The following is a 23705-nucleotide window of genomic DNA, read 5'->3' as shown; positions in this document are numbered from 1 at the left end:
TCCCTGGAAATTAACGCTTGGGGATTACGCCTGGGTAGGGGATGACGCGGTGTTATATACCCTTGGCGAGATTACGATTGGCGCAAATTCGGTGGTTTCACAGAAGTGTTATTTGTGCACCGGCAGCCACGATTTTATGAGCCCGCATTTTGATATTACCGCTTCGCCTGTTGTGATCGGTGAAAAATGCTGGCTGGCAACAGACGTCTTTGTTGCACCCGGTGTTTCTGTTGGCGATGGCACGGTAGTCGGTGCCCGCAGCAGCGTTTTTAAATCGCTACCGGCAAATAAAATTTGCCGTGGCAACCCCGCAGTGGTGATACGCGAACGCGTTGAAACTGATTAAATTCATAAGTAGAGGAATATAAACATGTCTAAAGTCGCTCTCATCACCGGCGTTACCGGGCAGGATGGTTCTTACCTGGCAGAGTTACTGCTGGAAAAAGGGTATGAAGTACACGGTATTAAACGTCGTGCGTCTTCATTTAACACCGAACGTGTCGATCATATTTATCAGGATCCTCACGCGGCGAACCCGAAATTCCACCTGCACTACGGCGACCTGACCGATACCTCCAACCTGACCCGCATCCTGCAGGAAGTACAGCCGGATGAAGTCTACAACCTGGGCGCGATGAGCCACGTTGCGGTCTCCTTCGAATCCCCGGAATACACCGCTGACGTGGACGCCATGGGTACCCTGCGTCTGCTGGAAGCGATTCGCTTCCTGGGTCTTGAGAAGAAAACCCGTTTCTATCAGGCATCTACCTCTGAGCTGTACGGCCTGGTGCAGGAAATTCCACAGAAAGAGACTACGCCGTTCTACCCACGTTCTCCGTACGCGGTAGCGAAACTGTACGCTTACTGGATCACTGTGAACTACCGTGAATCCTACGGCATGTACGCCTGTAACGGCATTCTGTTCAACCACGAATCCCCACGTCGTGGCGAAACCTTCGTGACCCGTAAAATCACCCGCGCTATCGCCAACATCGCTCAGGGTCTGGAATCCTGCCTGCACCTCGGCAACATGGACTCCCTGCGTGACTGGGGCCATGCGAAAGACTACGTGAAAATGCAGTGGATGATGCTGCAGCAGGAACAGCCAGAAGACTTCGTGATCGCGACCGGCGTGCAGTACTCCGTACGTCAGTTCGTTGAGATGGCTGCGGCACAGCTGGGCATCAAGCTGCGCTTCGAAGGCACCGGCGTGGAAGAGAAGGGTATCGTTGTTTCCGTGACCGGCCACGACGCACCGGGCGTGAAGCCAGGCGACGTGATTGTTCAGGTGGATCCGCGTTACTTCCGTCCTGCTGAAGTGGAAACCCTGCTGGGCGACCCAACCAAAGCGCACGAGAAGCTGGGCTGGAAACCAGAAACCACCCTGCAAGAAATGGTATCCGAGATGGTGGCCAAAGATCTTGAAGCAGCGAAAAAACACTCCCTGCTCAAGTCCCATGGCTACGAGGTTGCCATCGCGCTGGAGTCCTGAGAATGACAAAACAACGTATTTTTGTCGCCGGTCATCGCGGAATGGTGGGTTCCGCGATTGTCCGCCAGCTTGAACAGCGGGGCGACGTTGAGGTGATTGTTCGCACCCGCGACGAGCTGAACTTGCTTGACAGCAAAGCGGTGCAGGACTTCTTCGCCAGCGAACGTATCGACCAGGTGTATCTGGCGGCGGCGAAGGTGGGCGGCATTGTCGCTAACAACACCTACCCGGCGGATTTCATCTACGAGAACATGATGATTGAGAGCAACATCATTCACGCGGCGCATCTGCACAACGTGAACAAGCTGCTGTTCCTCGGTTCATCCTGTATCTACCCAAAAATGGCGAAACAGCCGATCGCCGAGAGCGAACTGTTGCAGGGCACGCTGGAAGCCACCAACGAGCCGTACGCGATTGCCAAAATTGCCGGGATCAAGCTGTGTGAATCGTACAACCGTCAGTATAACCGCGACTATCGCTCGGTGATGCCGACCAACCTCTACGGACCGCACGACAACTTCCACCCGAGCAATTCGCACGTGATCCCGGCGCTGCTGCGTCGTTTCCACGAGGCGACTGCCGAAAACGCCCCGGACGTGGTGGTGTGGGGCAGCGGTACGCCAATGCGCGAGTTCCTGCACGTGGACGATATGGCGGCAGCCAGCATTCACGTCATGGAGCTGGATCGCGAGGTGTGGCAGGAAAACACCGAGCCGATGCTGTCGCACATTAACGTCGGGACCGGCGTGGACTGCACCATTCGCGAGCTGGCGCAGACCATCGCGCAGGTGGTGGGCTACAAAGGACGCGTGGTGTTTGATGCCACCAAACCGGACGGCACGCCGCGCAAGCTGCTGGACGTGACCCGTCTGCATCAGCTTGGCTGGTATCACGAGGTCTCACTGGAGCAGGGGCTGGCCAGCACCTACCAGTGGTTCCTGGAAAACCAGCACCGCTTCCGGGGGTAATGATGTTTTTAAGTCAGGAAGATTTTGCCACGGTGGTGCGTTCCACTCCGCTCATCTCAATTGATTTGATCGTGGAGAACGAACGCGGCGAGTTCTTGCTGGGGAAACGAACCAATCGTCCTGCACAGGGCTTCTGGTTCGTGCCCGGCGGGCGCGTGCAGAAGGATGAGACGCTAAGCGATGCGTTTGAGCGTCTCACTCTGGCGGAACTGGGCCTGCAACTGCCGATGGCAGCGGGCCAGTTTTACGGGGTCTGGCAGCACTTCTATGACGATAACTTTTCGGGCACCGGGTTCACCACGCACTATGTCGTGCTGGGGTTCCGCCTGAAGGTGAGTGAGGCAGACCTGCGTCTGCCTGATTCTCAGCATGACGATTACCGCTGGTTAACGCCAGAGGCGCTGCTGGCAAGCGACAATGTCCATGACAACAGTCGGGCGTACTTCCTTGCGGAACGTCAGGCCGAGGTGCCAGGCCTATGAAAATCCTCGTCTACGGAATTAACTACTCGCCGGAGCTTACCGGTATCGGGAAATACACCGGCGAGATGGTCGAGTGGATGGCGAGCCAGGGACATGACGTGCGGGTGATTACCGCCCCGCCGTATTACCCGGAGTGGAAGGTAGGCGAACGCTATTCCAGCTGGCGCTACCGCCGCGAAGAGGGGGCTGTGACCGTCTGGCGCTGCCCGCTCTACGTGCCGAAACAGCCCTCGACGCTGAAACGTTTAATTCATCTGGGCAGCTTTGCCCTGAGCAGTTTTTTCCCGCTGATGGCGCAACGTCGCTGGAAGCCGGATCGCATCATCGGCGTGGTGCCGACGCTGTTCTGCACGCCAGGCATGCGCCTGCTGGGAAAACTCTCCGGCGCGCGCACCCTGCTGCACATTCAGGATTATGAAGTGGACGCCATGCTCGGGCTGGGGATGGCCGGGAAAGGCAAGGGCGGCAAGGTGGCGAAGCTCGCCAGCGCCTTTGAGCGCAGCGGCCTGCACAACGTGGATTACGTCTCGACCATCTCGCGCTCGATGATGAACAAGGCGCAGGAGAAGGGTGTCCCGGCGGAGAAGGTGATCTTCTTTCCGAACTGGTCCGAAGTGGCGCGTTTCCGCGATGTGACAGACCAGGATGCGCAGGCGTTACGCGCGCAGCTCGGTTTGCCTGAAGATCAAAAAATCATTCTTTACTCAGGCAACATCGGCGAAAAACAGGGGCTGGAGAGCGTGATTGACGCCGCGCTTCAGCTGAGCGAACACCCGTGGATGTTCGTGATAGTCGGGCAGGGCGGCGGTAAAGCGCGGCTGGAAAAAATGGCCAGCGAGCGCGGACTGACCAACATCCGCTTCTTCCCGCTTCAGTCTTATGACGCGCTGCCCGCGCTGCTGAAAATGGCGGATTGCCATCTGGTGGTGCAAAAACGCGGCGCGGCGGATGCGGTGCTGCCGTCCAAGCTGACCAACATTCTGGCAGTGGGCGGAAACGCGGTGATTACGGCAGAAGCCGCAACAGAATTAGGCCAGCTGTGCAACAGCTACCCGGGCATTGCCGTTTGCGTAGAGCCAGAATCGGTTCCTGCGCTGGTGACCGGAATTGAGCAGGCACTCGCCATGCCAAAAGAGAACACGGTGGCACGTGAATATGCCGAACGCACGCTCGAGAAAGAGAACGTGCTGAGCCAATTTATTGCAGATATACGGGGATAAATCATGAGTCAAACCACTTTGTATCCGGTCGTAATGGCGGGTGGATCCGGGAGCCGGTTGTGGCCACTGTCCCGCGTGCTTTATCCAAAACAATTTCTGTGTCTGAAGGGCGACCTCACCATGCTGCAAACGACGGTTAACCGTCTGCACGGCGTGGAGTGTGAAAGCCCGGTGGTGATCTGTAACGAGCAGCACCGCTTTATCGTTGCCGAGCAACTGCGCCAGCTGAATAAACTGACCGAAAATATCATTCTGGAGCCTGCCGGACGCAACACCGCGCCTGCTATTGCTCTTGCGGCGCTGGCAGCAAAACGCAGCAGCCCGGACTGCGACCCGCTGATGCTGGTGCTGGCGGCTGACCACGTTATTCAGCAGGAAGACGCCTTCCGCGACGCGGTTCGCGCAGCGATTCCTTACGCTGAGAACGGCAAGCTGGTGACCTTCGGCATCGTGCCGGATCTTCCGGAAACCGGCTATGGCTACATTCGCCGCGGCAGCGTTACGCCTGGTGAAGGCGACAGCGTGGCCTTTGACGTGGCGCAGTTTGTCGAAAAACCGAATCTGGAAACCGCCCAGGCCTACGTGGCCAGCGGTGAATACTACTGGAACAGCGGTATGTTCCTGTTCCGCGCCGGTCGCTACCTGGAAGAGCTGGAAAAATATCGCCCGGATATCTTAAATGCCTGCGAAAAAGCGATGGCGGTGGTGGATCCGGATCTTGATTTTATCCGCGTGGACGAAGAAGCCTTCCTCGCCTGTCCGGAAGAGTCCATTGACTATGCGGTGATGGAACGTACGGCAGATGCGGTAGTGGTGCCGATGGATGCGGGCTGGAGCGACGTTGGCTCCTGGTCGTCACTGTGGGAGATTAGCGCGCATACCCCGGAGGGTAACGTCCATCACGGTGATGTGATCAGCCACAAAACGGAAAACAGCTACGTCTACGCCGAATCTGGCCTTGTCACCACGGTAGGGGTGAAAGATCTGGTGGTCGTGCAGACCAAAGACGCGGTGCTGATTGCCGACCGTAATGCCGTGCAGGACGTTAAAAAAGTGGTGGAGAAGATCAAGGCCGATGGCCGCCACGAACACCATATTCACCGTGAAGTCTACCGCCCGTGGGGCAAATATGACTCCATCGACGCTGGCGAGCGCTATCAGGTGAAACGCATCACCGTGAAGCCGGGTGAAGGGCTGTCGGTGCAGATGCACCATCACCGCGCCGAACATTGGGTAGTGGTGGCGGGAACCGCCAAAGTGACCATCAACGGTGAAGTGAAGCTGCTCGGTGAAAACGAGTCCATTTATATTCCGCTGGGTGCCACGCACTGCCTGGAAAACCCGGGGAAAATTCCACTCGACTTAATTGAGGTGCGTTCCGGTTCGTATCTGGAAGAGGACGATATCGTGCGCTTCCAGGACCGCTACGGGCGGGTGTAGCGCCGTCTTAACGCCGGATGGCGCTTCGCTTATCCGGCCTACGAATGAATAAAAAACAATTAAGCCTGTTAACGGGCGGGCCAACTGTTGCCTGAAAAAGGGGTCATCATGGAAAAATTAACCTGTTTTAAAGCCTACGATATTCGCGGCAAGCTGGGCGAAGAGCTGAACGAAGACATTGCGTGGCGCATCGGCCGCGCGTACGGCGAATACCTGAAACCACAAACTATCGTGCTGGGCGGCGACGTGCGTCTCACCAGCGAATCCCTGAAGCTGGCGCTGGCGAAAGGGCTACAGGACGCGGGCGTCGACGTGCTGGACATTGGCCTTTCCGGTACCGAAGAGATCTATTTTGCCACCTTCCACCTCGGCGTGGACGGCGGTATCGAAGTGACGGCCAGCCATAACCCGATGGACTACAACGGCATGAAGCTGGTGCGCAAGGGCGCGCGTCCTATCAGCGGCGACACCGGTCTGCGCGACGTGCAACGTCTGGCCGAGGCCAACGACTTCCCGCCGGTGAACGAAGCGAAGCGCGGCAGCTATAAGCAGATCAACCTGCAAAAAGAGTACATCGACCACCTGCTGGGCTACATCAACGTGGCGAACCTCAAACCGCTGAAGCTGGTGATTAACTCCGGCAACGGCGCGGCAGGCCCGGTTGTCGATGCACTTGAAGCCCGCTTTAAGGCGCTGAACGTGCCGGTGACCTTCGTCAAAGTGCACAACACGCCAGACGGCAACTTCCCGAACGGTATTCCTAACCCGCTGCTGCCGGAGTGCCGCGACGACACCCGCAACGCGGTGATTGAGCACGGCGCCGATATGGGTATCGCCTTTGACGGCGATTTCGACCGCTGTTTCCTGTTCGACGAGAAAGGGCAGTTTATCGAAGGCTATTACATCGTTGGCCTGCTGGCGGAAGCGTTCCTTGAGAAAAACCCGGGGGCGAAGATCATTCATGATCCGCGCCTCTCCTGGAACACCGTCGACGTGGTGAAGGCCGCGGGCGGCGAGCCGGTGATGTCTAAAACCGGCCACGCGTTTATCAAAGAGCGTATGCGCGAGGAAGACGCCATCTACGGCGGCGAGATGAGCGCCCACCACTATTTCCGTGATTTTGCCTACTGCGACAGCGGGATGATCCCGTGGCTGCTGGTAACCGAGCTGCTGTGCCTGAAAGGACAGAGCCTGGGCGAACTGGTGCGCGACCGCATGGCGGCGTTTCCGGCGAGCGGGGAGATCAACAGCAAACTGGCACAGCCCGCTGAGGCCATTGCCCGCGTAGAGCACCACTTTGCCATTCATGCGCTGGAGATTGACCGTACCGACGGTATCAGCATGGCGTTCCCGCAGTGGCGCTTCAACCTGCGCTCTTCCAACACCGAGCCGGTGGTGCGCCTGAACGTGGAGTCCCGCGCCGATACCGCGCTGATGGAAGCCCGAACGAAGGACATTCTGGCGCTGTTGAATCAGTAAAAAGAAACCTTACCCCTCACCCTAACCATCTCCCCTTTGGGGAGAGGGCCGGGGTGAGGGGCGAGGGGAAAGGTTTAGAACTAAAGGAACAACGATGACAAATCTAAAAAAGCGCGAGCGAGCGAGAACGAATGCATCGTTAATCTCTATGGTGCAGCGTTTTTCTGATATCACCATCATGGTCGGCGGACTGTGGGCGGTGTGTTGGGTCAGCGGGCAGCCGTTCTTATACATGCACTTGCTGATGGCGTTGATTGCGCTGGTGGTGTTTCAGATGATCGGCGGCATGACCGATTTCTATCGTTCATGGCGTGGCGTCAAAATGACCACCGAACTGATGCTGCTGCTCCAGAACTGGACCTTAAGCCTGATTTTCAGCGCAGGCCTGGTGGCGTTCAGCCATGATTTTGATAATCGGCTTGTGACCTATCTCTGCTGGTATCTGTTAACCAGCGTTGGCATGGTGGTCTGCCGCTCGCTGATCCGCTTTGGCGCGGGCTGGCTGCGCAACCGTGGGTATAACCGTCGCTTTGTTGCCGTGGCGGGCGACCTGCCGGTGGGACAGGTGTTGCTCGACAGCTTCCGCAAAGAGCCGTGGTTAGGTTTTGAAGTGGTGGGGGTTTATCACGACGCGAAGCCCGGCGGCGTACCATCTGACTGGGCGGGCAGCTACGAACAGCTGATAGAAGACGCGAAAGCCGGCAAAATTCACAACGTCTACATCGCCATGCAGATGAAAGATGAATCCCGCATCAAGACACTGATGCGCGAGCTGGCCGATACAACCTGCTCGGTGATCCTCATCCCTGACGTGTTTACCTTCAATATTCTCCACTCCCGTATCGAAGAGGTGAACGGGGTACCGGTTGTTCCACTGTACGACACGCCGCTGTCGGGGATTAACCGCGTGCTGAAGCGCGTGGAGGATATCGTACTTTCGTCCCTGATCCTGCTGCTGATCTCCCCGGTGCTGTGCTGCATTGCGCTGGCGGTGAAGCTCAGCTCTCCGGGGCCGATCATCTTCCGTCAGACCCGCTACGGCATGGACGGTAAGCCGATCATGGTGTGGAAATTCCGCTCCATGAAGGTGATGGAGAACGACAAGGTGGTGACCCAGGCGACGCAGAACGATCCGCGCGTCACCCGCGTGGGTAACTTCCTGCGCCGTACCTCGCTCGATGAGCTGCCGCAGTTCATCAACGTGTTCACCGGCGGGATGTCCATCGTCGGGCCTCGTCCTCACGCCGTGGCCCATAACGAGCAGTACCGTACCCTGATTGAAGGCTACATGCTGCGCCATAAGGTGAAGCCAGGCATCACCGGCTGGGCGCAGATCAACGGGTGGCGCGGCGAGACCGACACGCTGGAAAAAATGGAAAAACGCATCGAGTTCGATCTGGAGTACATCCGCGAGTGGAGCCTCTGGTTCGATATCAAGATTGTTTTTCTGACCATTTTCAAAGGCTTCGTGAACAAAGCGGCGTACTAAGATGAGCTTACGAGAAAAAACCATCAGCGGCGCAAAATGGTCAGCCATGGCCACCATCGTCATCATTGGCCTCGGCCTGGTGCAGATGACGGTGCTGGCGCGCATTATCGATAACCACCAGTTTGGTCTGCTGACCGTCTCGCTGGTGATTATCGCCCTGGCCGATACGCTGTCGGACTTTGGTATCGCCAACTCCATTATCCAGCGCAAAGAGATTAGCCATCTTGAGCTGACCACCCTCTACTGGCTGAACGTTGGGCTGGGTATCTTCGTCTTTGTGCTGGTGTTCCTGCTGAGCGATGTGATTGCCGGCGTGCTGCATAACCCGGACCTGGCGCCGCTGATGCGCACCCTGTCGTTTGCTTTCGTGGTGATCCCGCACGGGCAGCAGTTCCGCGCGCTGATGCAGAAAGAGCTGGAGTTCAACAAAATCGGCATGATTGAAACCAGCGCCGTGCTGGCGGGCTTTACCTTCACCGTTGTCAGCGCCCATTTCTGGCCGCTGGCGATGACCGCCATTCTCGGCTACCTCGTTAACTCTGCCGTGCGCACGCTGCTGTTTGGCTTCTTTGGCCGCAAGATTTATCGCCCGGGACTGCATTTTTCGCTGGCGTCTGTTTCATCCAACCTGCGCTTCGGCGCGTGGCTGACGGCAGACAGCATTATCAACTATGTGAATACTAACCTCTCTACGCTGGTGCTGGCGCGCATTCTGGGCGCGAGCGTCGCGGGCGGCTACAACCTGGCGTATAACGTCGCGGTTGTCCCACCGATGAAGCTCAACCCAATCATTACCCGCGTGCTGTTCCCGGCGTTCGCCAAAATTCAGGACGATACAGAGAAGCTGCGCGTGAACTTTTACAAGCTGCTCTCCGTGGTGGGGATCATCAACTTCCCGGTACTGCTGGGGCTGATGGTGGTCGCCAGCAATTTCGTACCGCTGGTGTTTGGCGAGAAGTGGAACAGCATCATCCCGATCCTGCAACTGCTGTGCGTTGTGGGGCTGCTGCGCTCGGTGGGGAACCCGATTGGTTCTCTGCTGATGGCGAAGGCGCGCGTGGATATCAGCTTCAAGTTCAACGTGTTTAAAACCTTCCTGTTTATTCCGGCAATCATTGTGGGCGGGCACATGGCGGGCGCCATTGGCGTGACGCTCGGCTTCCTGCTGGTGCAGATCGTCAATACCGTGCTGAGCTACTTCGTGATGATCAAACCGGTGCTGGGCTCCAGCTACCGTCAGTACATTCTCAGCCTGTGGCTGCCGTTTTATCTCTCCTTACCGACTCTGGCGGTGAGCTACGGCCTGGGCGTGGTGCTCAACGGGCATCTGCCGCTGGCGGCGCTGCTTGCGGTGCAGGTCGCGGCAGGCGCGCTGGCATTCGGCGTGATGATTGTACTGTCACGCAATGCGCTGGTGGTTGAGATAAAGCGCCAGTTTTGCCGTAACGAAAAAATGAAAACGCTGCTTCGCGCAGGCTAATTTTACGAGGCCATTATGAAATTACTTATTCTTGGCAACCATACCTGCGGCAACCGTGGCGACAGCGCCATCCTGCGCGGTTTATTGGATGCAATTAACACCCTTAAGCCTGAGACAGAAGTGGATGTGATGAGCCGTTATCCGGTCAGCTCATCCTGGTTACTGAACCGCCCGGTGATGGGCGACCCGCTCTACAGCCAGATGAAACAGCACAACAACGCTGCGGGCGTGATGGGGCGCGTGAAGAAAGTACTGCGTCGCCGCTACCAGCATCAGGTGCTGCTTTCTCGCGTAACCGACACCGGCAAGCTGCGCAACATCGCCATCGCGCAGGGCTTTACCGATTTCGTGCGTCTGCTGTCCGGCTATGACGCCATTATTCAGGTGGGCGGTTCGTTCTTCGTCGACCTGTACGGCGTGCCACAGTTTGAGCATGCGCTCTGCACCTTTATGGCGAAAAAACCGCTGTTTATGATTGGCCACAGCGTCGGGCCGTTCCAGGATCCGCAGTTCAACCAGCTGGCGAACTATGTCTTCGGCCACTGTGACGCGCTGATCCTGCGCGAATCGGTCAGCCTCGACATGATGAAGCGCAGCGAAATCGACACCACCAAAGTGGAGCACGGCGTAGACACCGCCTGGCTGGTGGATCATCAGGATGACAGCTTCCAGGCCAGCTACGCGGTACAGCACTGGCTGGACGTGGCGGCAAAACAGAAAACCGTCGCCATTACCCTGCGTGAACTTGCGCCCTTCGATAAACGCCTCGGCACGACTCAGGCTGCGTATGAAAAAGCCTTTGCCGAGGTGGTGAACCGCGTGCTGGACAGCGGTTACCAGGTGCTGGCGCTCTCCACCTGTACCGGTATTGACAGCTACAACAAAGATGACCGCATGGTGGCGCTCAACCTGCGCAACCTGGTGAACGACCCATCCCGCTACCACGTGGTGATGGACGAGCTGAACGACCTGGAGATGGGCAAGCTGCTCTCCGCCTGCGACCTGACCGTGGGCACGCGTCTGCACTCGGCCATTATCTCGATGAACTTCGGCACGCCAGCCATCGCTATCAACTACGAGCACAAGTCCGCAGGCATTATGCAGCAGCTCGGTATGCCGGAAATGGCCGTTGATATTCGTCATCTGCTGGACGGATCGCTGGGTGCGATGGTGGGCGACACGCTCGGCCAGCTGCCTGCGATCAACGAACGTCTGGCGGTGGCGGTGAAAGCCGAACGCGAAAAAGGTATTGGCATGGTGAAATCCGTCCTCGACCGCGTCCGGGAGGGGAAATGAAGGTTGGTTTCTTCTTACTGAAATTTCCGCTGTCGTCTGAAACTTTTGTGCTGAACCAAATCACCGCGTTTATCGATATGGGGTATGACGTGGAGATTATCGCCCTGCAAAAGGGCGATACGCAAAACACCCATGCGGCGTATACCCAGTATGGGCTGGAGGCGAAAACCCGCTGGTTGCAGGACGAACCCGCCGGACGGATGAACAAACTGCGCCATCGCGTCGGACAGACGCTGCGCGGCCTGCATCGCGCCTCGACGTGGCGGGCGCTGAATATGTCGCGCTATGGGGCGGAGGCCCGCAACCTGATCTTATCCGCCATTTGTGGGCAAACGACCCAGCCGTACCGGGCCGATGTCTTTATCGCTCACTTTGGCCCGGCTGGCGTCACGGCGGCAAAACTGCGTGAGCTGGGGGTGATTGACGGCAAAATCGCCACCATTTTCCACGGTATCGATATCTCCAGCCGTGAAGTGCTGAACCACTACACGCCGGAATATCAGCAGCTGTTTCGCCGTGGTGACATGATGCTGCCGATAAGCGACCTGTGGGCCGGGCGCCTGAAAACCATGGGGTGCCCGAGCGAGAAAATCACCGTTTCACGCATGGGCGTGGACATGGAACGCTTCACCCAGCGACCGGTCAAGGTGCCGGGCAAGCCGCTGCAAATTATCTCTGTGGCCCGCCTGACCGAAAAGAAAGGGCTGCACGTAGCCATCGAAGCTTGTCGGCAACTGAAGGCGCGCGGTGTGGACTTCCACTACCGCATCCTGGGTATCGGGCCGTGGGAGCGTCGCCTGCGCACGCTGATTGAACAGTATCAGCTGGAAGACGTGGTCGAGATGCCGGGCTTCAAGCCGAGCCACGAAGTGAAAGCCATGCTCGACGAGGCGGATGTGTTCCTGCTGCCTTCCGTAACCGGCGCCGACGGCGATATGGAAGGCATTCCCGTGGCGCTGATGGAGGCGATGGCGGTCGGCATTCCGGTGGTCTCGACGTTACACAGCGGCATCCCGGAGCTGATCACCTCTGAGCATTCCGGCTGGCTGGTTCCTGAAAACAATGCGCTGGCGCTGGCGGACCGTCTGGCCGCGTTCAGCGATATCGATCAGCAGACGCTGATCCCTGTGCTGCAAAATGCGCGGCAAAAAGTTGAAGCAGAATTCAATCAGCAGGTGATTAATCGCCAGTTAGCGAGCCTGCTGCAAACGCTGTAACGCTGAGGTTGTATGCTGAAAAAGATTACCCGACGCCGATTTGTCTCTTCTTTATCCGTCCTGGCTGCTATGCCGCTGTTGTCGCCCCGCGCTGCGCGGGCGGCAACCGGGAAGACGGTTTCTGTCGATCGTTACAACAATAAGGACTGGATCGCCGCCTTTAAGCAGGCATTTGCCGAGGGCGATACCGTTGTTGTTCCCGCCGGGTTAACCTGTGAAAACATCAATACCGGCATTTTCATTCCTGATGGCAAAACCCTGCTGATCCGCGGTGCGCTGAAGGGCAACGGGCGCGGGCGGTTTGTGCTTCAGGAGGGCTGCAAGGTCATTGGGGAAGGAGAAGGGCGCACGCATAACATCACGCTGGACGTGCGTGGCTCCGACTGTGTCATTAAAGGGCTGGCGATGAGCGGCTTCGGCCCCGTCACCCAGATCTACATCGGCGGTAAAAAGCGGCGAGTGATGCGCAACCTGCTCATCGATAACATCACCGTGACGCAGGCCAACTACGCGATCCTGCGTCAGGGGTTCCACAATCAGGTGGACGGTGCGCGCATTACCAACAGTAAATTCAGCCACTTGCAGGGTGACGCGATTGAGTGGAACGTGGCGATTAACGACCGTAACATCCTGATCTCGGACCACGTGATCGATAACATCAACTGCACCAACGGCAAGATCAACTGGGGCATAGGCATCGGGCTGGCCGGCAGTACGTACGACAATGATTATCCAGAACAGCAGACCGTTAAAAACTTCGTGGTGGCAAATATCACCGGCAGCAACTGTCGGCAGCTGGTGCATGTCGAAAACGGTAAACACTTTGTGATCCGTAATATCAAGGCCAGCAATATTACCCCTGACTTCAGTAAAAAGGCCGGAATTGATAACGCGACAGTAGCTATTTATGGCTGTGATAATTTCGTTATTGATAATGTCGATATGGTCAACAGCGCCGGAATGCTAATTGGCTATGGCGTGATCAAGGGCGATTATCTGTCGATACCGCAGAACTTCAAACTTAACGATATTCGCCTGGATAACCGACAGCTTGCCTATAAGCTGCGCGGGATACAGATTTCCTCGGGCAATGCCACGTCGTTTGTTGCCATCACCAACGTGGAGATGCAGCGGGCAACGCTTGAGCTGCATAACAAACCCCAGCACCTTTTTTTACGTAATATCAACGTGATGCAGGAGTCAACGACGGGACCGGCTCTGAAGATGAACTTCGATTTGCGCAAAGACGTGCGCGGGAAATTTATGGCTAAAAACGAGACGTTGCTGTCGCTTGCGAACATAAAAGCGGTTAATGAAAAGGGGCAGAGCTCGGTGGATATTGATCGCGTTGATCAACACGTGGTGAATACGGAACGGTTGAATTTTGCGCTGCCGCACAGGTAATCATCCAGACTATTTTGCGACAATTCCTGGAACGAAATCGCGATCTATTCAGATTACAACTACTGTAATTTGTGGTGGGGTGACCTAGGATTACTTCATATTTACGGCAAAACATGCTGGCGAAAACAGGTTTAAAAGCTATAATTCGTCAACCATTTTAAGGTGGAAGAAATAATGATTAATTTGAAAGCAGTCATACCGGTAGCGGGTCTGGGCATGCATATGTTGCCAGCCACGAAGGCAATTCCTAAAGAGATGCTGCCGATCGTTGACAAGCCGATGATTCAGTACATCGTCGACGAGATTGTTGCTGCAGGGATCAAAGAAATCGTTCTGGTGACGCACTCTTCGAAGAATGCGGTAGAGAACCACTTCGACACCTCTTATGAACTCGAAGCGTTGCTTGAGCAGCGCGTTAAGCGTCAGCTTCTGGCGGAAGTTCAGTCTATCTGCCCTCCTGGCGTGACCATCATGAACGTGCGTCAGGCGCAGCCGCTGGGTCTGGGCCACTCGATCCTGTGCGCGCGTCCGGTCGTAGGCGATAACCCGTTTATCGTGGTACTGCCCGATATCATCATTGATACCGCTTCTGCCGATCCGCTGCGTTACAACCTGGCGGCAATGGTTGCACGCTTCAACGAAACGGGTCGCAGCCAGGTGCTGGCGAAGCGTATGAAGGGTGATCTCTCTGAGTACTCTGTTATTCAGACTAAAGAGCCGCTGGAGTCGGAAGGGCAGGTGAGCCGTATCGTTGAGTTTATCGAAAAACCCGATCAGCCGCAGACCCTGGACTCCGACCTGATGGCAGTTGGTCGTTATGTGCTGAATGCGGATATCTGGGCTGAGCTGGAAAAAACCGAGCCGGGTGCCTGGGACCGTATCCAGCTGACCGATGCGATTGCTGAGCTGGCGAAGAAGCAGTCGGTTGATGCCATGCTGATGACCGGTGACAGCTATGACTGCGGTAAGAAAATGGGGTATATGCAGGCGTTTGTGAACTATGGCCTGCGTAACCTGAAGGAAGGGGCGAAGTTCAGAAGCCGGATTGAGAAGTTGCTGGCTAACGACTGATAGTCCTTCCGCAGCCTGAAAGACCTTATGCGCGGCAGCCATCATTTTGTTATGTTGTTACATAAACAAAATGATGGCTGCCGCTTTTTGTTATTAATTCCTGTGATAACAGAGAGTTACCTGCTTCAAATCTGGACTGATTTGTAACGATTTGTGCTTGTTTCCGAATCCATTTAGGACGACAATTAACGCCAGTTTTTGTCTGAAATCAGACAGTCAATCTTATATTCAACACTCGCTCAGTGCACTGGTAGCTGTTAAGCCAGGGGCGGTAGCGTGCAAAAATTTCTAATCCTGAATTAATACCAGGATTAAGAACGCCAATATCTCGACATATCTACAAAACGGAATAGATAACGTGAAAATTCTTGTAACGGGTGGAGCCGGCTTTATCGGCTCAGCGGTTGTACGACATATTATTACCAATACCCAGGATGAAGTCGTCAACTTGGATAAACTGACGTATGCCGGTAACCTGGAATCCCTTAACGATGTCAGCGCCAGCGAACGTTATGTGTTTGAGCATGCGGATATTTGTGATAAAGCGGCTATGGATCGTATTTTTGCTGAGCATAAACCGGATGCGGTTATGCACCTGGCGGCAGAAAGCCACGTTGACCGTTCCATTACCGGCCCGGCGGCATTTATTGAAACCAACATTGTTGGGACCTATGTGCTTCTGGAAGCTGCCCGTGCTTACTGGTCAACGCTCGATGACGCAGCGAAAAAAGCGTTTCGCTTCCATCATATCTCCACCGATGAAGTTTACGGCGATCTGCCGCACCCGGATGAACATCCGGCATCCTCAGAGCTTCCGCTGTTTACCGAAACCACTGCCTATGCGCCAAGCAGTCCGTACTCTGCGTCCAAAGCGTCCAGCGACCATCTGGTTCGTGCCTGGCTGCGCACCTACGGTTTCCCGACGATTGTCACCAATTGTTCAAACAACTACGGTCCGTATCATTTCCCGGAAAAACTGATCCCGCTGGTTATCCTGAACGCGCTGGACGGCAAAGCGCTGCCGATTTATGGCAAAGGCGACCAGATCCGCGACTGGCTCTATGTAGAAGACCATGCGCGTGCGCTTTACACCGTAGTGACTCAGGGTAAACCGGGAGAGACTTACAACATCGGTGGTCATAACGAAAAGCAGAACCTGGACGTTGTGCACACTATTTGCGATCTGCTGGATGAGATCGTGCCGAAAGAAGGCTCTTACCGCGACCAAATTACGTATGTTGCCGATCGACCAGGCCATGACCGCCGCTATGCGATTGATGCGCATAAAATTGGGGTGGAGCTGGGCTGGAAGCCTGAAGAGACGTTCGAAAGCGGAATTCGTAAGACCGTGGAATGGTATCTGAGCAATCAGGAGTGGGTTAACAACGTTAAAAGCGGTGCTTATAAAACCTGGATCGAACAGAACTACGGGGAACGTCAATAATGAACATTCTTCTGTTCGGCAAAACAGGGCAGGTAGGCTGGGAGCTTCAGCGCGCGCTGGCTCCACTTGGCAATCTGATTGCGCTTGATGTGCATTCTAAAGACTACTGCGGTGATTTCAGCAACCCGGAAGGGATTGCTGAGACGGTTCGTAATATAAAACCTGACGTGATCGTCAACGCAGCCGCACACACCGCAGTGGATAAAGCAGAGTCGGAACCAGAGTTTGCGCAATTACTGAATGCGACAAGCGTTGAGGCTATCGCGAAAGAAGCTGCAAAGATCGGCGCCTGGGTTGTTCACTACTCCACGGATTACGTCTTCCCGGGTGATGGCGAAACCCCCTGGAGTGAAACGGATAAGACGGCACCACTGAATGTTTATGGTCAGACGAAACTGGATGGCGAGAAAGCATTGCAGGATAACTGCCCTAATCACCTGATTTTCCGTACAAGCTGGGTATATGCAGGTAAAGGCAACAATTTTGCCAAGACCATGCTGCGTCTGGCGAAAGAACGCAAAGAACTTTCTGTCATTAACGATCAGGTGGGTGCCCCAACAGGCGCTGAGCTATTAGCCGATTGTACCGCCCACGCCATTCGTCTCGCGATGGTGAAACCCGAAGTTGCCGGGCTTTACCATCTGGTCGCTTCTGAGACGACAAGCTGGTATGACTATGCGGCGTTGGTGTTTGAGGAAGCCCAAAAGGCAGGCGTTGAGTTGGCGATTGAAAAGCTGAATGCTGTACCAACTACGGCATATCCGACGCCTGCGCGTCGCCCGCATAACTCACGCTTAAATACCATGAAGTTCCAGCAGAACTTCAACCTGGTATTACCAGCATGGCAGGTTGGTGTGAAACGTATGCTTGCTGAGCTTTTCACGGCACAATCCATTTAATCAATTGAAAAATGCCCGTTTACGGGCATTTCGTGTTTATAGAGAAATTATAATGGCTACACGTAAAGGTATTATCCTTGCCGGCGGATCCGGCACTCGTCTCTACCCTGTGACCATGGCTGTAAGCAAGCAACTGCTGCCAATTTACGACAAACCCATGATTTACTACCCGCTGTCTACGCTGATGCTGGCAGGGATTAAAGATATTCTGATCATCAGTACGCCGCAGGATACTCCGCGCTTTGAACAGCTGCTGGGGGACGGTAGCCAGTGGGGGTTAAACCTTCAGTATAAAGTTCAGCCAAGCCCGGACGGACTGGCACAGGCCTTTATCATTGGCGAAGAGTTTATTGGTGACGATAGCTGTGCGCTGGTGCTGGGCGATAACATTTTCTATGGTCATGACTTGCCGAAACAGCTGGAAGCCGCAGTAAACAAAGGTGACGGTGCAACCGTATTCGCCTACCACGTCAATGACCCTGAGCGTTATGGTGTGGTGGAGTTCGATAAAGATGGTACGGCAATCAGCCTGGAAGAGAAACCGCTCGAGCCGAAGAGCAATTATGCCGTTACGGGACTCTATTTCTACGATAACGATGTAGTGGAAATGGCGAAGAACCTGAAGCCTTCTGCACGCGGTGAGCTGGAAATTACCGACATTAACCGTATTTATCTTGAGCAGGGGCGTTTGTCCGTTGCGATGATGGGGCGTGGATATGCGTGGCTGGATACAGGAACCCATCAGAGCCTGATCGAGGCGAGCAACTTTATTGCGACAATTGAAGAGCGTCAGGGATTGAAAGTGTCCTGCCCGGAAGAGATTGCGTATCGCAAAGGGTTTATTGATGCTGAGCAGGTGAAGAAGCTGGCTGAACCATTGAAGAAAAATGCCTATGGCCAATACCTGTTGAAGATGATTAAAGGTTACTAAGACATGAATGTAATTAAAACTGATATTCCAGATCTGCTGATTTTTGAACCAAAAGTATTTGGTGACGATCGTGGGTTTTTCTTTGAAAGTTTCAGCCAGAAAGTATTTGAAGAGGCGGTAGGGCGTAAAGTTGAGTTTGTGCAGGATAATCACTCAAAATCCTGCAAAGGCGTTCTGCGTGGCTTGCATTACCAACTGGAACCGTATGCACAGGGCAAACTGGTACGTTGTGTCGCTGGTGAAGTTTTTGATGTTGCGGTTGATATTCGTAAATCTTCGCCAACGTTTGGGAAATGGGTTGGTGTCAATCTTTCTGCTGAAAATAAACGACAGCTTTGGATCCCTGAAGGGTTTGCACACGGATTTTTGGTGTTGAGTGATACGGCTGAGTTTGTTTATAAGACGACAAATTATTATCATCCTGAAAGTGATAGAGGACTAATTTGGAATGATTCAGACCTCCAAATTGACTGGCCTCTTCAAAATACACCTTTACTTTCTTCGAAAGATATGCAACAGCCATCCTTCAAATCCCTCTGAACAAAGCATAAACCCTACAGATTTATTTTTTGTAGGGTTTAGCCTTTTAATAAGATCATGAGAAAATTTATCAGAGACGTCCCCCTTAAATCTATTTTTCATCTTTTTTTAGTTAGAGGCAGTATTTATCTTTTTCCATTTATCACATTACCAGTAATAACACGCAGCCTTGGTGTAACACAATTCGGTATATTATCAATATTTTTGGCTGCTCAACAATATCTGATAATGCTGGTGGAATATGGCTTTACATTAACAGGCGCAAGGGATATTTCCAGAACGGTACACAAATACGACGAAAACAAAATACTGAGCGAAATTTTAAAGTGCCGCTTTTTGATTTTTCTGGTTTGTACTATCTTTGTTGTTTCTACTTATTTTTTACTCCCTGAGTATGGATATTCATTCTGTTACCTAATATTATTAATGGCAGTTTTGAGTTCTGTATGTAACCAAACTCACTTTTTTATCGGGAAGGAGAGGACGGGGTTTATAGTTATATCAACTGCCATAGCAAGAATTCTATCAATCTTAATTGTGGTTCTATTTGTAAGAAATAAAGATGATATATATATTGCGATGCTCGCATATTCATTAAACGTAGCGTTACCCAATATTCTTTCTATTTTTTATTTGCAGTTTGTATTAAAATATAATTCATTCTATAAAACGTCCTGGGAAGGATTAGTATTAAGGTTTAAAAGCGGGTTTGATATTTTTATCTCAAATGTATTTACTAATGTGTACAGTACATTAACGCTGATTTATCTAGGTTCTGTTCGCGGGCCAACAGAAACGGGTTATTATTCGAGTGCGGAAAAATTAAAGGCCGCAGCACAAGGGGTACTTTCACCTATTGCGCAAGCTTTTTTCCCAAGAATATCTAAAAAAGAAGGACGGGAGTTTTATCTATTGTGGCGTAAGTCAACGTTAATACTTGTTGGCTTTTCGGTGTTTATTGTTACTGGCTTATTATTATTTAGTCAGCTAATTTATAAAATATTTTTAGGGCAGCAGTATTTCGCTGGTTTACCTATTTATTATATTTTGTCATTTAGTATAATTTCTATATCTTTCGGCATAGCCTATGCACAGAACTTATATTTGATACAAGGCAAAACCAAACTCTTAAGAATGATATATTTTGTGGTTTCGATCCTTCACATAATACATATGCCTTTGTTAGTTCATTTCTTCGGAGCTATCGGCGCAGCACTATCGGTATTAATCACTGAAACCCTTGCTTCGTTGCTCATGTTTATTTTCAGAAAAAAATGCTTCTTATGGAGTCAAACTTGAAGATTTTCGCATTAATTGTGACGTATAATCCAGACTTAAATTCCTTTAGCAAAAACCTTGATGCTATTAATAATCAAGTAGAAAAGGTAATTATTGTCGATAATAGCAATGATGCTACTTGCCAGGATAACCTCAAAGCCTATCTTAAAGAAAAAAATGACACTATACTCATTCAACCAAAAGAAAATTTAGGTATCGCTTATGCACAAAATATTGGTTTTGTGCAAGCTATTAAGGATAATGCAGACTATATTGTAACTTTCGATCAGGATTCATCTGTAGAAGACGGTTTAATTGCAGAACTTTATAACGAGTACAAAAAAGTCGAAGCATTAAATGGCATTAAAATTGCTTGTATTGGACCATCAGTTATCAATGAAAGAAACAATACCCGGTATGATAAATATTTCCGAAATAGTACTAAAGTAAATGATTCTGTATATAGTGTTAAATCTATTATTTCTTCAGGTACACTATATAATGTAAATGTCTTTGCTGCCATAGGCTTAAACAAAGCAGAATGGTTCATTGATTCTATCGATATTGAATGGTGTTATAGAGCAAGATATCTGGGTTATCATGTGTTAATGACAACTAAGGTTGCTATGAAACATAATCTTGGCGCTAAAGATATGCATCTTCCGTTAGGGAAATCTATTAATATCGGCTCTCCATTTAGATTGTATTATGTTTATCGTAATTGGGTTTTTTCACTTCGAGAGCCTCAATTCGAATTAGCCTATAAACTTAAATTATTGATTTTGATGCCTATTAAGTTCATTATTTTCGCTAACGTATCGCCACGCAAATCAAGGATGTCCTTTATGCTGCGTGGTTTTAAAGATGGCGTGATGAAAAAACATTCTTTTTTAAAATAAGTTTATTAAATGAAAATTTCGATCACTGCAAACACCAGTTGGTATATTTATAATTTCCGCAGAAATACTATTTTGGCACTAATAAATAGTGGGCATGAAATAATTGCGGTATCATCTGATCTTGATTATAAAGACAAATTAGAATCATTGGGCTGTAAATATGTTCAAATCGAAATGCAGAGATGGGGTAAAAACCCGTTCTTCGATTTAAAAACAATCTATGATTTCTATAAGATCTTCAAAAAAGAAAAGGTAGAACTAACATTAAATTTCACACCAAAAAATAACATATATGCAAGTTATGCTGCGAGCTTTCTCAATATTAAAATTATTAATAACATAGCTGGTCTTGGCGTAGTCTTTATTGAAAATAACCTTTTTTCTCGGCTTGTTTCATTTCTGTATAAAACAAGTCAAAAAAAAGCGGACTATATCTTCTTTCAAAATAATGATGATAAACAGCTTTTTATCGATTTAGGAATCGTGCGCTCCGAAAATTGTGATCGGTTGCCTGGGTCAGGTGTTGATCTATCGCGCTTTGAATATTCTGCTATGAGTACTTCTAATAAAATTAGATTTTTATTAGTAGCTCGATTAATTGCAGAAAAAGGTGTCCGTCTATATGCTGAAGCAGCCAAAGAATTAAAAAAACGTTATTCTAATTTAGAATTTTGTTTGTTGGGACCATTAGATACATGTAGTGCTTCCGCTATAAAAAGTGATGAAATTGAAGCATGGCAAAACCAAGAAATAATCAATTATTTGGGGTTTACAGATCATGTTGAAAATGAATTAAAACTTTCTGATTGCATAGTACTTCCTTCATATTACAGAGAAGGTGTACCTAAGTCGCTTTTAGAAGCAGCCGCGATTGGTAGGCCAATAATTACTACAGACAATGTAGGATGTAAAGAGGTTGTTGATGATGGCGTCAATGGTTTCCTGTGTGAACCAAGATCTATGACTAGCCTCATGTATAATCTTGAAAAATTCATTTTATTATCGCCTATTGAAAAAGAAAAAATGAGCGCGAAAAGCAGAGAGAAAGTCCAGAAAGAATTTGATGAAAAGATTGTTATTAAAAAGTATTTAGATGTTATAAATAACTTATCGAATCATATTTAAGAAGGTGGTGTTTCTATTAGAACTTTTACATCGTCCTTTTGAGAAAATTGGATGACCTTAAATACAATTAATGTACAATGAATGATTTTATATAAATCAAAAAACTATCCACGGCTTGATTTATATCTGTCGTCAAGATTTTATGTTGATAATTTTATTAAAGAATTGATTTTTTTAATATGTGAAGAATAAATTTTGATGCCTTTGTTTTGTATTCATTGTATTTATTATTCTCAAAGATTTTGCTGTTAATATTATATTTTTCAACCATGTATATTTATGCAATAACTTTTGCTAATACAAGCTATTAAATAAGAATAAATGCTCTGAATGAGAGATGACGTCTAGAATCACTATCATACGAATAGATATGCTATAACCTACATTAAGTAATTTATCAGTTATTTATTTTTTAGGTATATGGGCTTGCCAAAACAGCATGGAGTCGGAAATATGCCCTGGATTTTTTTAATTATATTTAGTTTATTCTGTGTAGCTGTATGCGCGATTAATCAAAGTTATTCAAAGGTAATGTCTTTTGCTCTAACTGCAATGTTCACTGTATTTTTTACTATTTATTACTTTAATGGTGTGGATTGGTTAAATTATTATTATGTCTTTGATTATTTCAAGGGCGCATTTGATATTCGATATGATTTGCTTTTCAATACTTATTTATATATCGCTGCAAATTTTATTGGTGTATTTCAGCTTGTAATATTTATTTTTTATTTCTTTTCTTTCTTTTTACTCTATAAATTGACAAAAAATAGTTGTATTGTCATAAATGGACCTGCATTTATTACTTGCGTTGTCTTTTTAGGAGGCATGGCTTTAGTTTTAGACCAAATACGCCAGTTTGTGGCGATTTGTATTTCTTTCTTTGCATTCAATCATCTCCTACAGGGTAATACGAAAAAATTCTATAAGTTTATATTATTTGCTGCTCTGTTCCATTATTCCGCACTGTTTGTTCTGTTGTTTAGGATGTTAATTAACTTAAAGAAAAAAAGAATTATTATTGCTGGCCTGGTTGTTGTGGTTTCCTTTGTTTTTCTCGGCGGTGTGATAATTTTTAATTTAGGGTTTGTATCTAATATTCCAGTAATTGGTTTAGAACTTTATAGAAAAGTTGCTATATATGTTCGTGAGTTGGATACCTTTAAGGCAGAGATAGGTTTTGGTGTATGTGCTGATATTCTTATTATTTTTTACTATTTGTTGCGAAGGGAAAGATACAATCAGTTAGATAAACTGTGGGCGTTGGCATTTATGTCTGCATGTTTTCACATAGCATTCTACTTTATGCCTGCATTTTCACGATTTAACTATTTTTCAATTCTACCTCTATCTTATATATTTAGTCATGCGCTTACAAGCCGAAGAAATAAAATGGGGGTCGCACAGTTTGGGACCATTTTGGGGGCTGTCTCGTTAACTATACTAATAGTGACAGTGAAGACATTCACTGATCCAAAGAGGCCGTCATGGGATGAATATTCACCAAGTGCGATCCTATTCAATTCTCAGGAATTAGATAATCTGAGAAGC

At 50.3% G+C, this 23705-nt stretch carries 20 protein-coding genes and 1 pseudogene; all 21 read left to right on the top strand.

All coding sequences use genetic code 11. The annotated features are described in order from the left end of the window. Window positions 1-346: pseudogene (locus HP459_RS08640) on the top strand (colanic acid biosynthesis acetyltransferase WcaF); the annotation flags it as partial. 24 nt (window positions 347-370) lie between these two features. Then, window positions 371-1492: a GDP-mannose 4,6-dehydratase gene (gmd, locus tag HP459_RS08635; protein ID WP_003863514.1), complete on the top strand. Its 1122-nt coding sequence runs from the start codon at window positions 371-373 to the stop codon at window positions 1490-1492. 2 nt (window positions 1493-1494) lie between these two features. Further along, a complete protein-coding gene (locus HP459_RS08630; protein WP_015572377.1) occupies window positions 1495-2460 on the top strand; it encodes a GDP-L-fucose synthase in 966 nt (321 codons plus the stop codon). 2 nt (window positions 2461-2462) lie between these two features. Continuing rightward, the gene (locus tag HP459_RS08625; protein ID WP_072201098.1) at window positions 2463-2942 is read left to right on the top strand and encodes a GDP-mannose mannosyl hydrolase; all 480 of its coding nucleotides are present in this window, start codon (window positions 2463-2465) and stop codon (window positions 2940-2942) included. After that, window positions 2939-4162 (top strand): colanic acid biosynthesis fucosyltransferase WcaI, encoded by a 1224-nt coding sequence (wcaI, locus tag HP459_RS08620; RefSeq protein WP_171936110.1) that lies wholly within the window; start codon window positions 2939-2941, stop codon window positions 4160-4162. The genes HP459_RS08625 and wcaI overlap by 4 nt, the downstream gene beginning before the upstream one ends. 3 nt (window positions 4163-4165) lie before the next feature. After that, window positions 4166-5602 carry a mannose-1-phosphate guanyltransferase gene (gene cpsB / locus HP459_RS08615; protein WP_023300545.1) on the top strand — a complete coding sequence of 479 codons (1437 nt, stop codon included), beginning with the start codon at window positions 4166-4168 and terminating at the stop codon, window positions 5600-5602. Between the two features lie 108 nt (window positions 5603-5710). Then, on the top strand, window positions 5711-7081 hold the full coding sequence (cpsG, locus tag HP459_RS08610; protein ID WP_003863524.1) for a colanic acid biosynthesis phosphomannomutase CpsG: 1371 nt from the start codon (window positions 5711-5713) through the stop codon (window positions 7079-7081). Between the two features lie 94 nt (window positions 7082-7175). Further along, window positions 7176-8570 carry an undecaprenyl-phosphate glucose phosphotransferase gene (gene wcaJ, locus HP459_RS08605; RefSeq protein ID WP_023300544.1) on the top strand — a complete coding sequence of 465 codons (1395 nt, stop codon included), beginning with the start codon at window positions 7176-7178 and terminating at the stop codon, window positions 8568-8570. A 1-nt stretch (window position 8571) separates the two neighbouring features. Beyond that, window positions 8572-10050, top strand: a complete 1479-nt coding sequence (wzxC, locus tag HP459_RS08600) for a colanic acid undecaprenyl disphosphate flippase WzxC (protein ID WP_022648629.1) — start codon at window positions 8572-8574, stop codon at window positions 10048-10050. A 15-nt stretch (window positions 10051-10065) separates the two neighbouring features. After that, window positions 10066-11346, top strand: a complete 1281-nt coding sequence (gene wcaK, locus HP459_RS08595; RefSeq protein ID WP_022648628.1) for a colanic acid biosynthesis pyruvyl transferase WcaK — start codon at window positions 10066-10068, stop codon at window positions 11344-11346. After that, window positions 11343-12563 carry a colanic acid biosynthesis glycosyltransferase WcaL gene (gene wcaL / locus HP459_RS08590; RefSeq protein ID WP_171936109.1) on the top strand — a complete coding sequence of 407 codons (1221 nt, stop codon included), beginning with the start codon at window positions 11343-11345 and terminating at the stop codon, window positions 12561-12563. The genes wcaK and wcaL overlap by 4 nt, the downstream gene beginning before the upstream one ends. Before the next feature lie 12 nt (window positions 12564-12575). After that, the gene (gene wcaM / locus HP459_RS08585; RefSeq protein WP_038416368.1) at window positions 12576-13967 is read left to right on the top strand and encodes a colanic acid biosynthesis protein WcaM; all 1392 of its coding nucleotides are present in this window, start codon (window positions 12576-12578) and stop codon (window positions 13965-13967) included. Between the two features lie 174 nt (window positions 13968-14141). Beyond that, window positions 14142-15038: a GalU regulator GalF gene (galF, locus tag HP459_RS08580; protein WP_023306567.1), complete on the top strand. Its 897-nt coding sequence runs from the start codon at window positions 14142-14144 to the stop codon at window positions 15036-15038. A gap of 358 nt (window positions 15039-15396) precedes the next feature. Next, a complete protein-coding gene (gene rfbB, locus HP459_RS08575) occupies window positions 15397-16482 on the top strand; it encodes a dTDP-glucose 4,6-dehydratase (RefSeq protein ID WP_063137675.1) in 1086 nt (361 codons plus the stop codon). Further along, window positions 16482-17381, top strand: a complete 900-nt coding sequence (gene rfbD, locus HP459_RS08570) for a dTDP-4-dehydrorhamnose reductase (protein WP_161177069.1) — start codon at window positions 16482-16484, stop codon at window positions 17379-17381. The genes rfbB and rfbD overlap by 1 nt, the downstream gene beginning before the upstream one ends. A 52-nt stretch (window positions 17382-17433) precedes the next feature. After that, entirely contained in the window at window positions 17434-18312 is an 879-nt protein-coding gene (gene rfbA, locus HP459_RS08565; RefSeq protein WP_045341336.1) for a glucose-1-phosphate thymidylyltransferase RfbA, read from the top strand. A gap of 3 nt (window positions 18313-18315) precedes the next feature. Next, on the top strand, window positions 18316-18852 hold the full coding sequence (gene rfbC, locus HP459_RS08560; RefSeq protein WP_171936108.1) for a dTDP-4-dehydrorhamnose 3,5-epimerase: 537 nt from the start codon (window positions 18316-18318) through the stop codon (window positions 18850-18852). Window positions 18853-18909: 57 nt separating this feature from the next. Then, window positions 18910-20151, top strand: coding sequence for an oligosaccharide flippase family protein (locus HP459_RS08555; RefSeq protein WP_171936107.1), 1242 nt, complete (start codon window positions 18910-18912; stop codon window positions 20149-20151). Then, window positions 20148-21029 (top strand): glycosyltransferase family 2 protein, encoded by an 882-nt coding sequence (locus tag HP459_RS08550; RefSeq protein WP_161177068.1) that lies wholly within the window; start codon window positions 20148-20150, stop codon window positions 21027-21029. The genes HP459_RS08555 and HP459_RS08550 overlap by 4 nt, the downstream gene beginning before the upstream one ends. Window positions 21030-21038: 9 nt before the next feature. After that, the gene (locus HP459_RS08545) at window positions 21039-22154 is read left to right on the top strand and encodes a glycosyltransferase family 4 protein (protein ID WP_063137670.1); all 1116 of its coding nucleotides are present in this window, start codon (window positions 21039-21041) and stop codon (window positions 22152-22154) included. Window positions 22155-22607: 453 nt separating this feature from the next. Beyond that, on the top strand, window positions 22608-23705 hold a 1098-nt coding region (locus HP459_RS08540), incomplete at its 3' end, for an EpsG family protein (RefSeq protein WP_171936106.1).

The sequence above is a fragment of the Enterobacter sp. CM29 genome, from assembly GCF_013179605.1.
GTDB classification, from domain to species: Bacteria; Pseudomonadota; Gammaproteobacteria; order Enterobacterales; family Enterobacteriaceae; genus Enterobacter; species Enterobacter intestinihominis.
This window is presented reverse-complemented; position numbering and strand designations above follow the sequence as displayed.

Bases quoted from the DNA above. Each gene is read 5' to 3' on its own strand.
- cpsB (WP_023300545.1), top strand. From the start codon at position 4,166: ATGAGTCAAACCACTTTGTATCCGGTCGTAATGGCGGGTGGATCCGGG.
- HP459_RS08545 (WP_063137670.1), top strand. From the start codon at position 21,039: ATGAAAATTTCGATCACTGCAAACACCAGTTGGTATATTTATAATTTC.
- gmd (WP_003863514.1), top strand. From the start codon at position 371: ATGTCTAAAGTCGCTCTCATCACCGGCGTTACCGGGCAGGATGGTTCT.
- HP459_RS08625 (WP_072201098.1), top strand. From the start codon at position 2,463: ATGTTTTTAAGTCAGGAAGATTTTGCCACGGTGGTGCGTTCCACTCCG.
- wcaM (WP_038416368.1), top strand. From the start codon at position 12,576: ATGCTGAAAAAGATTACCCGACGCCGATTTGTCTCTTCTTTATCCGTC.
- rfbC (WP_171936108.1), top strand. From the start codon at position 18,316: ATGAATGTAATTAAAACTGATATTCCAGATCTGCTGATTTTTGAACCA.
- wcaL (WP_171936109.1), top strand. From the start codon at position 11,343: ATGAAGGTTGGTTTCTTCTTACTGAAATTTCCGCTGTCGTCTGAAACT.
- wzxC (WP_022648629.1), top strand. From the start codon at position 8,572: ATGAGCTTACGAGAAAAAACCATCAGCGGCGCAAAATGGTCAGCCATG.
- wcaI (WP_171936110.1), top strand. From the start codon at position 2,939: ATGAAAATCCTCGTCTACGGAATTAACTACTCGCCGGAGCTTACCGGT.
- cpsG (WP_003863524.1), top strand. From the start codon at position 5,711: ATGGAAAAATTAACCTGTTTTAAAGCCTACGATATTCGCGGCAAGCTG.
- rfbD (WP_161177069.1), top strand. From the start codon at position 16,482: ATGAACATTCTTCTGTTCGGCAAAACAGGGCAGGTAGGCTGGGAGCTT.
- HP459_RS08630 (WP_015572377.1), top strand. From the start codon at position 1,495: ATGACAAAACAACGTATTTTTGTCGCCGGTCATCGCGGAATGGTGGGT.
- rfbA (WP_045341336.1), top strand. From the start codon at position 17,434: ATGGCTACACGTAAAGGTATTATCCTTGCCGGCGGATCCGGCACTCGT.
- wcaJ (WP_023300544.1), top strand. From the start codon at position 7,176: ATGACAAATCTAAAAAAGCGCGAGCGAGCGAGAACGAATGCATCGTTA.
- HP459_RS08555 (WP_171936107.1), top strand. From the start codon at position 18,910: ATGAGAAAATTTATCAGAGACGTCCCCCTTAAATCTATTTTTCATCTT.
- wcaK (WP_022648628.1), top strand. From the start codon at position 10,066: ATGAAATTACTTATTCTTGGCAACCATACCTGCGGCAACCGTGGCGAC.
- galF (WP_023306567.1), top strand. From the start codon at position 14,142: ATGATTAATTTGAAAGCAGTCATACCGGTAGCGGGTCTGGGCATGCAT.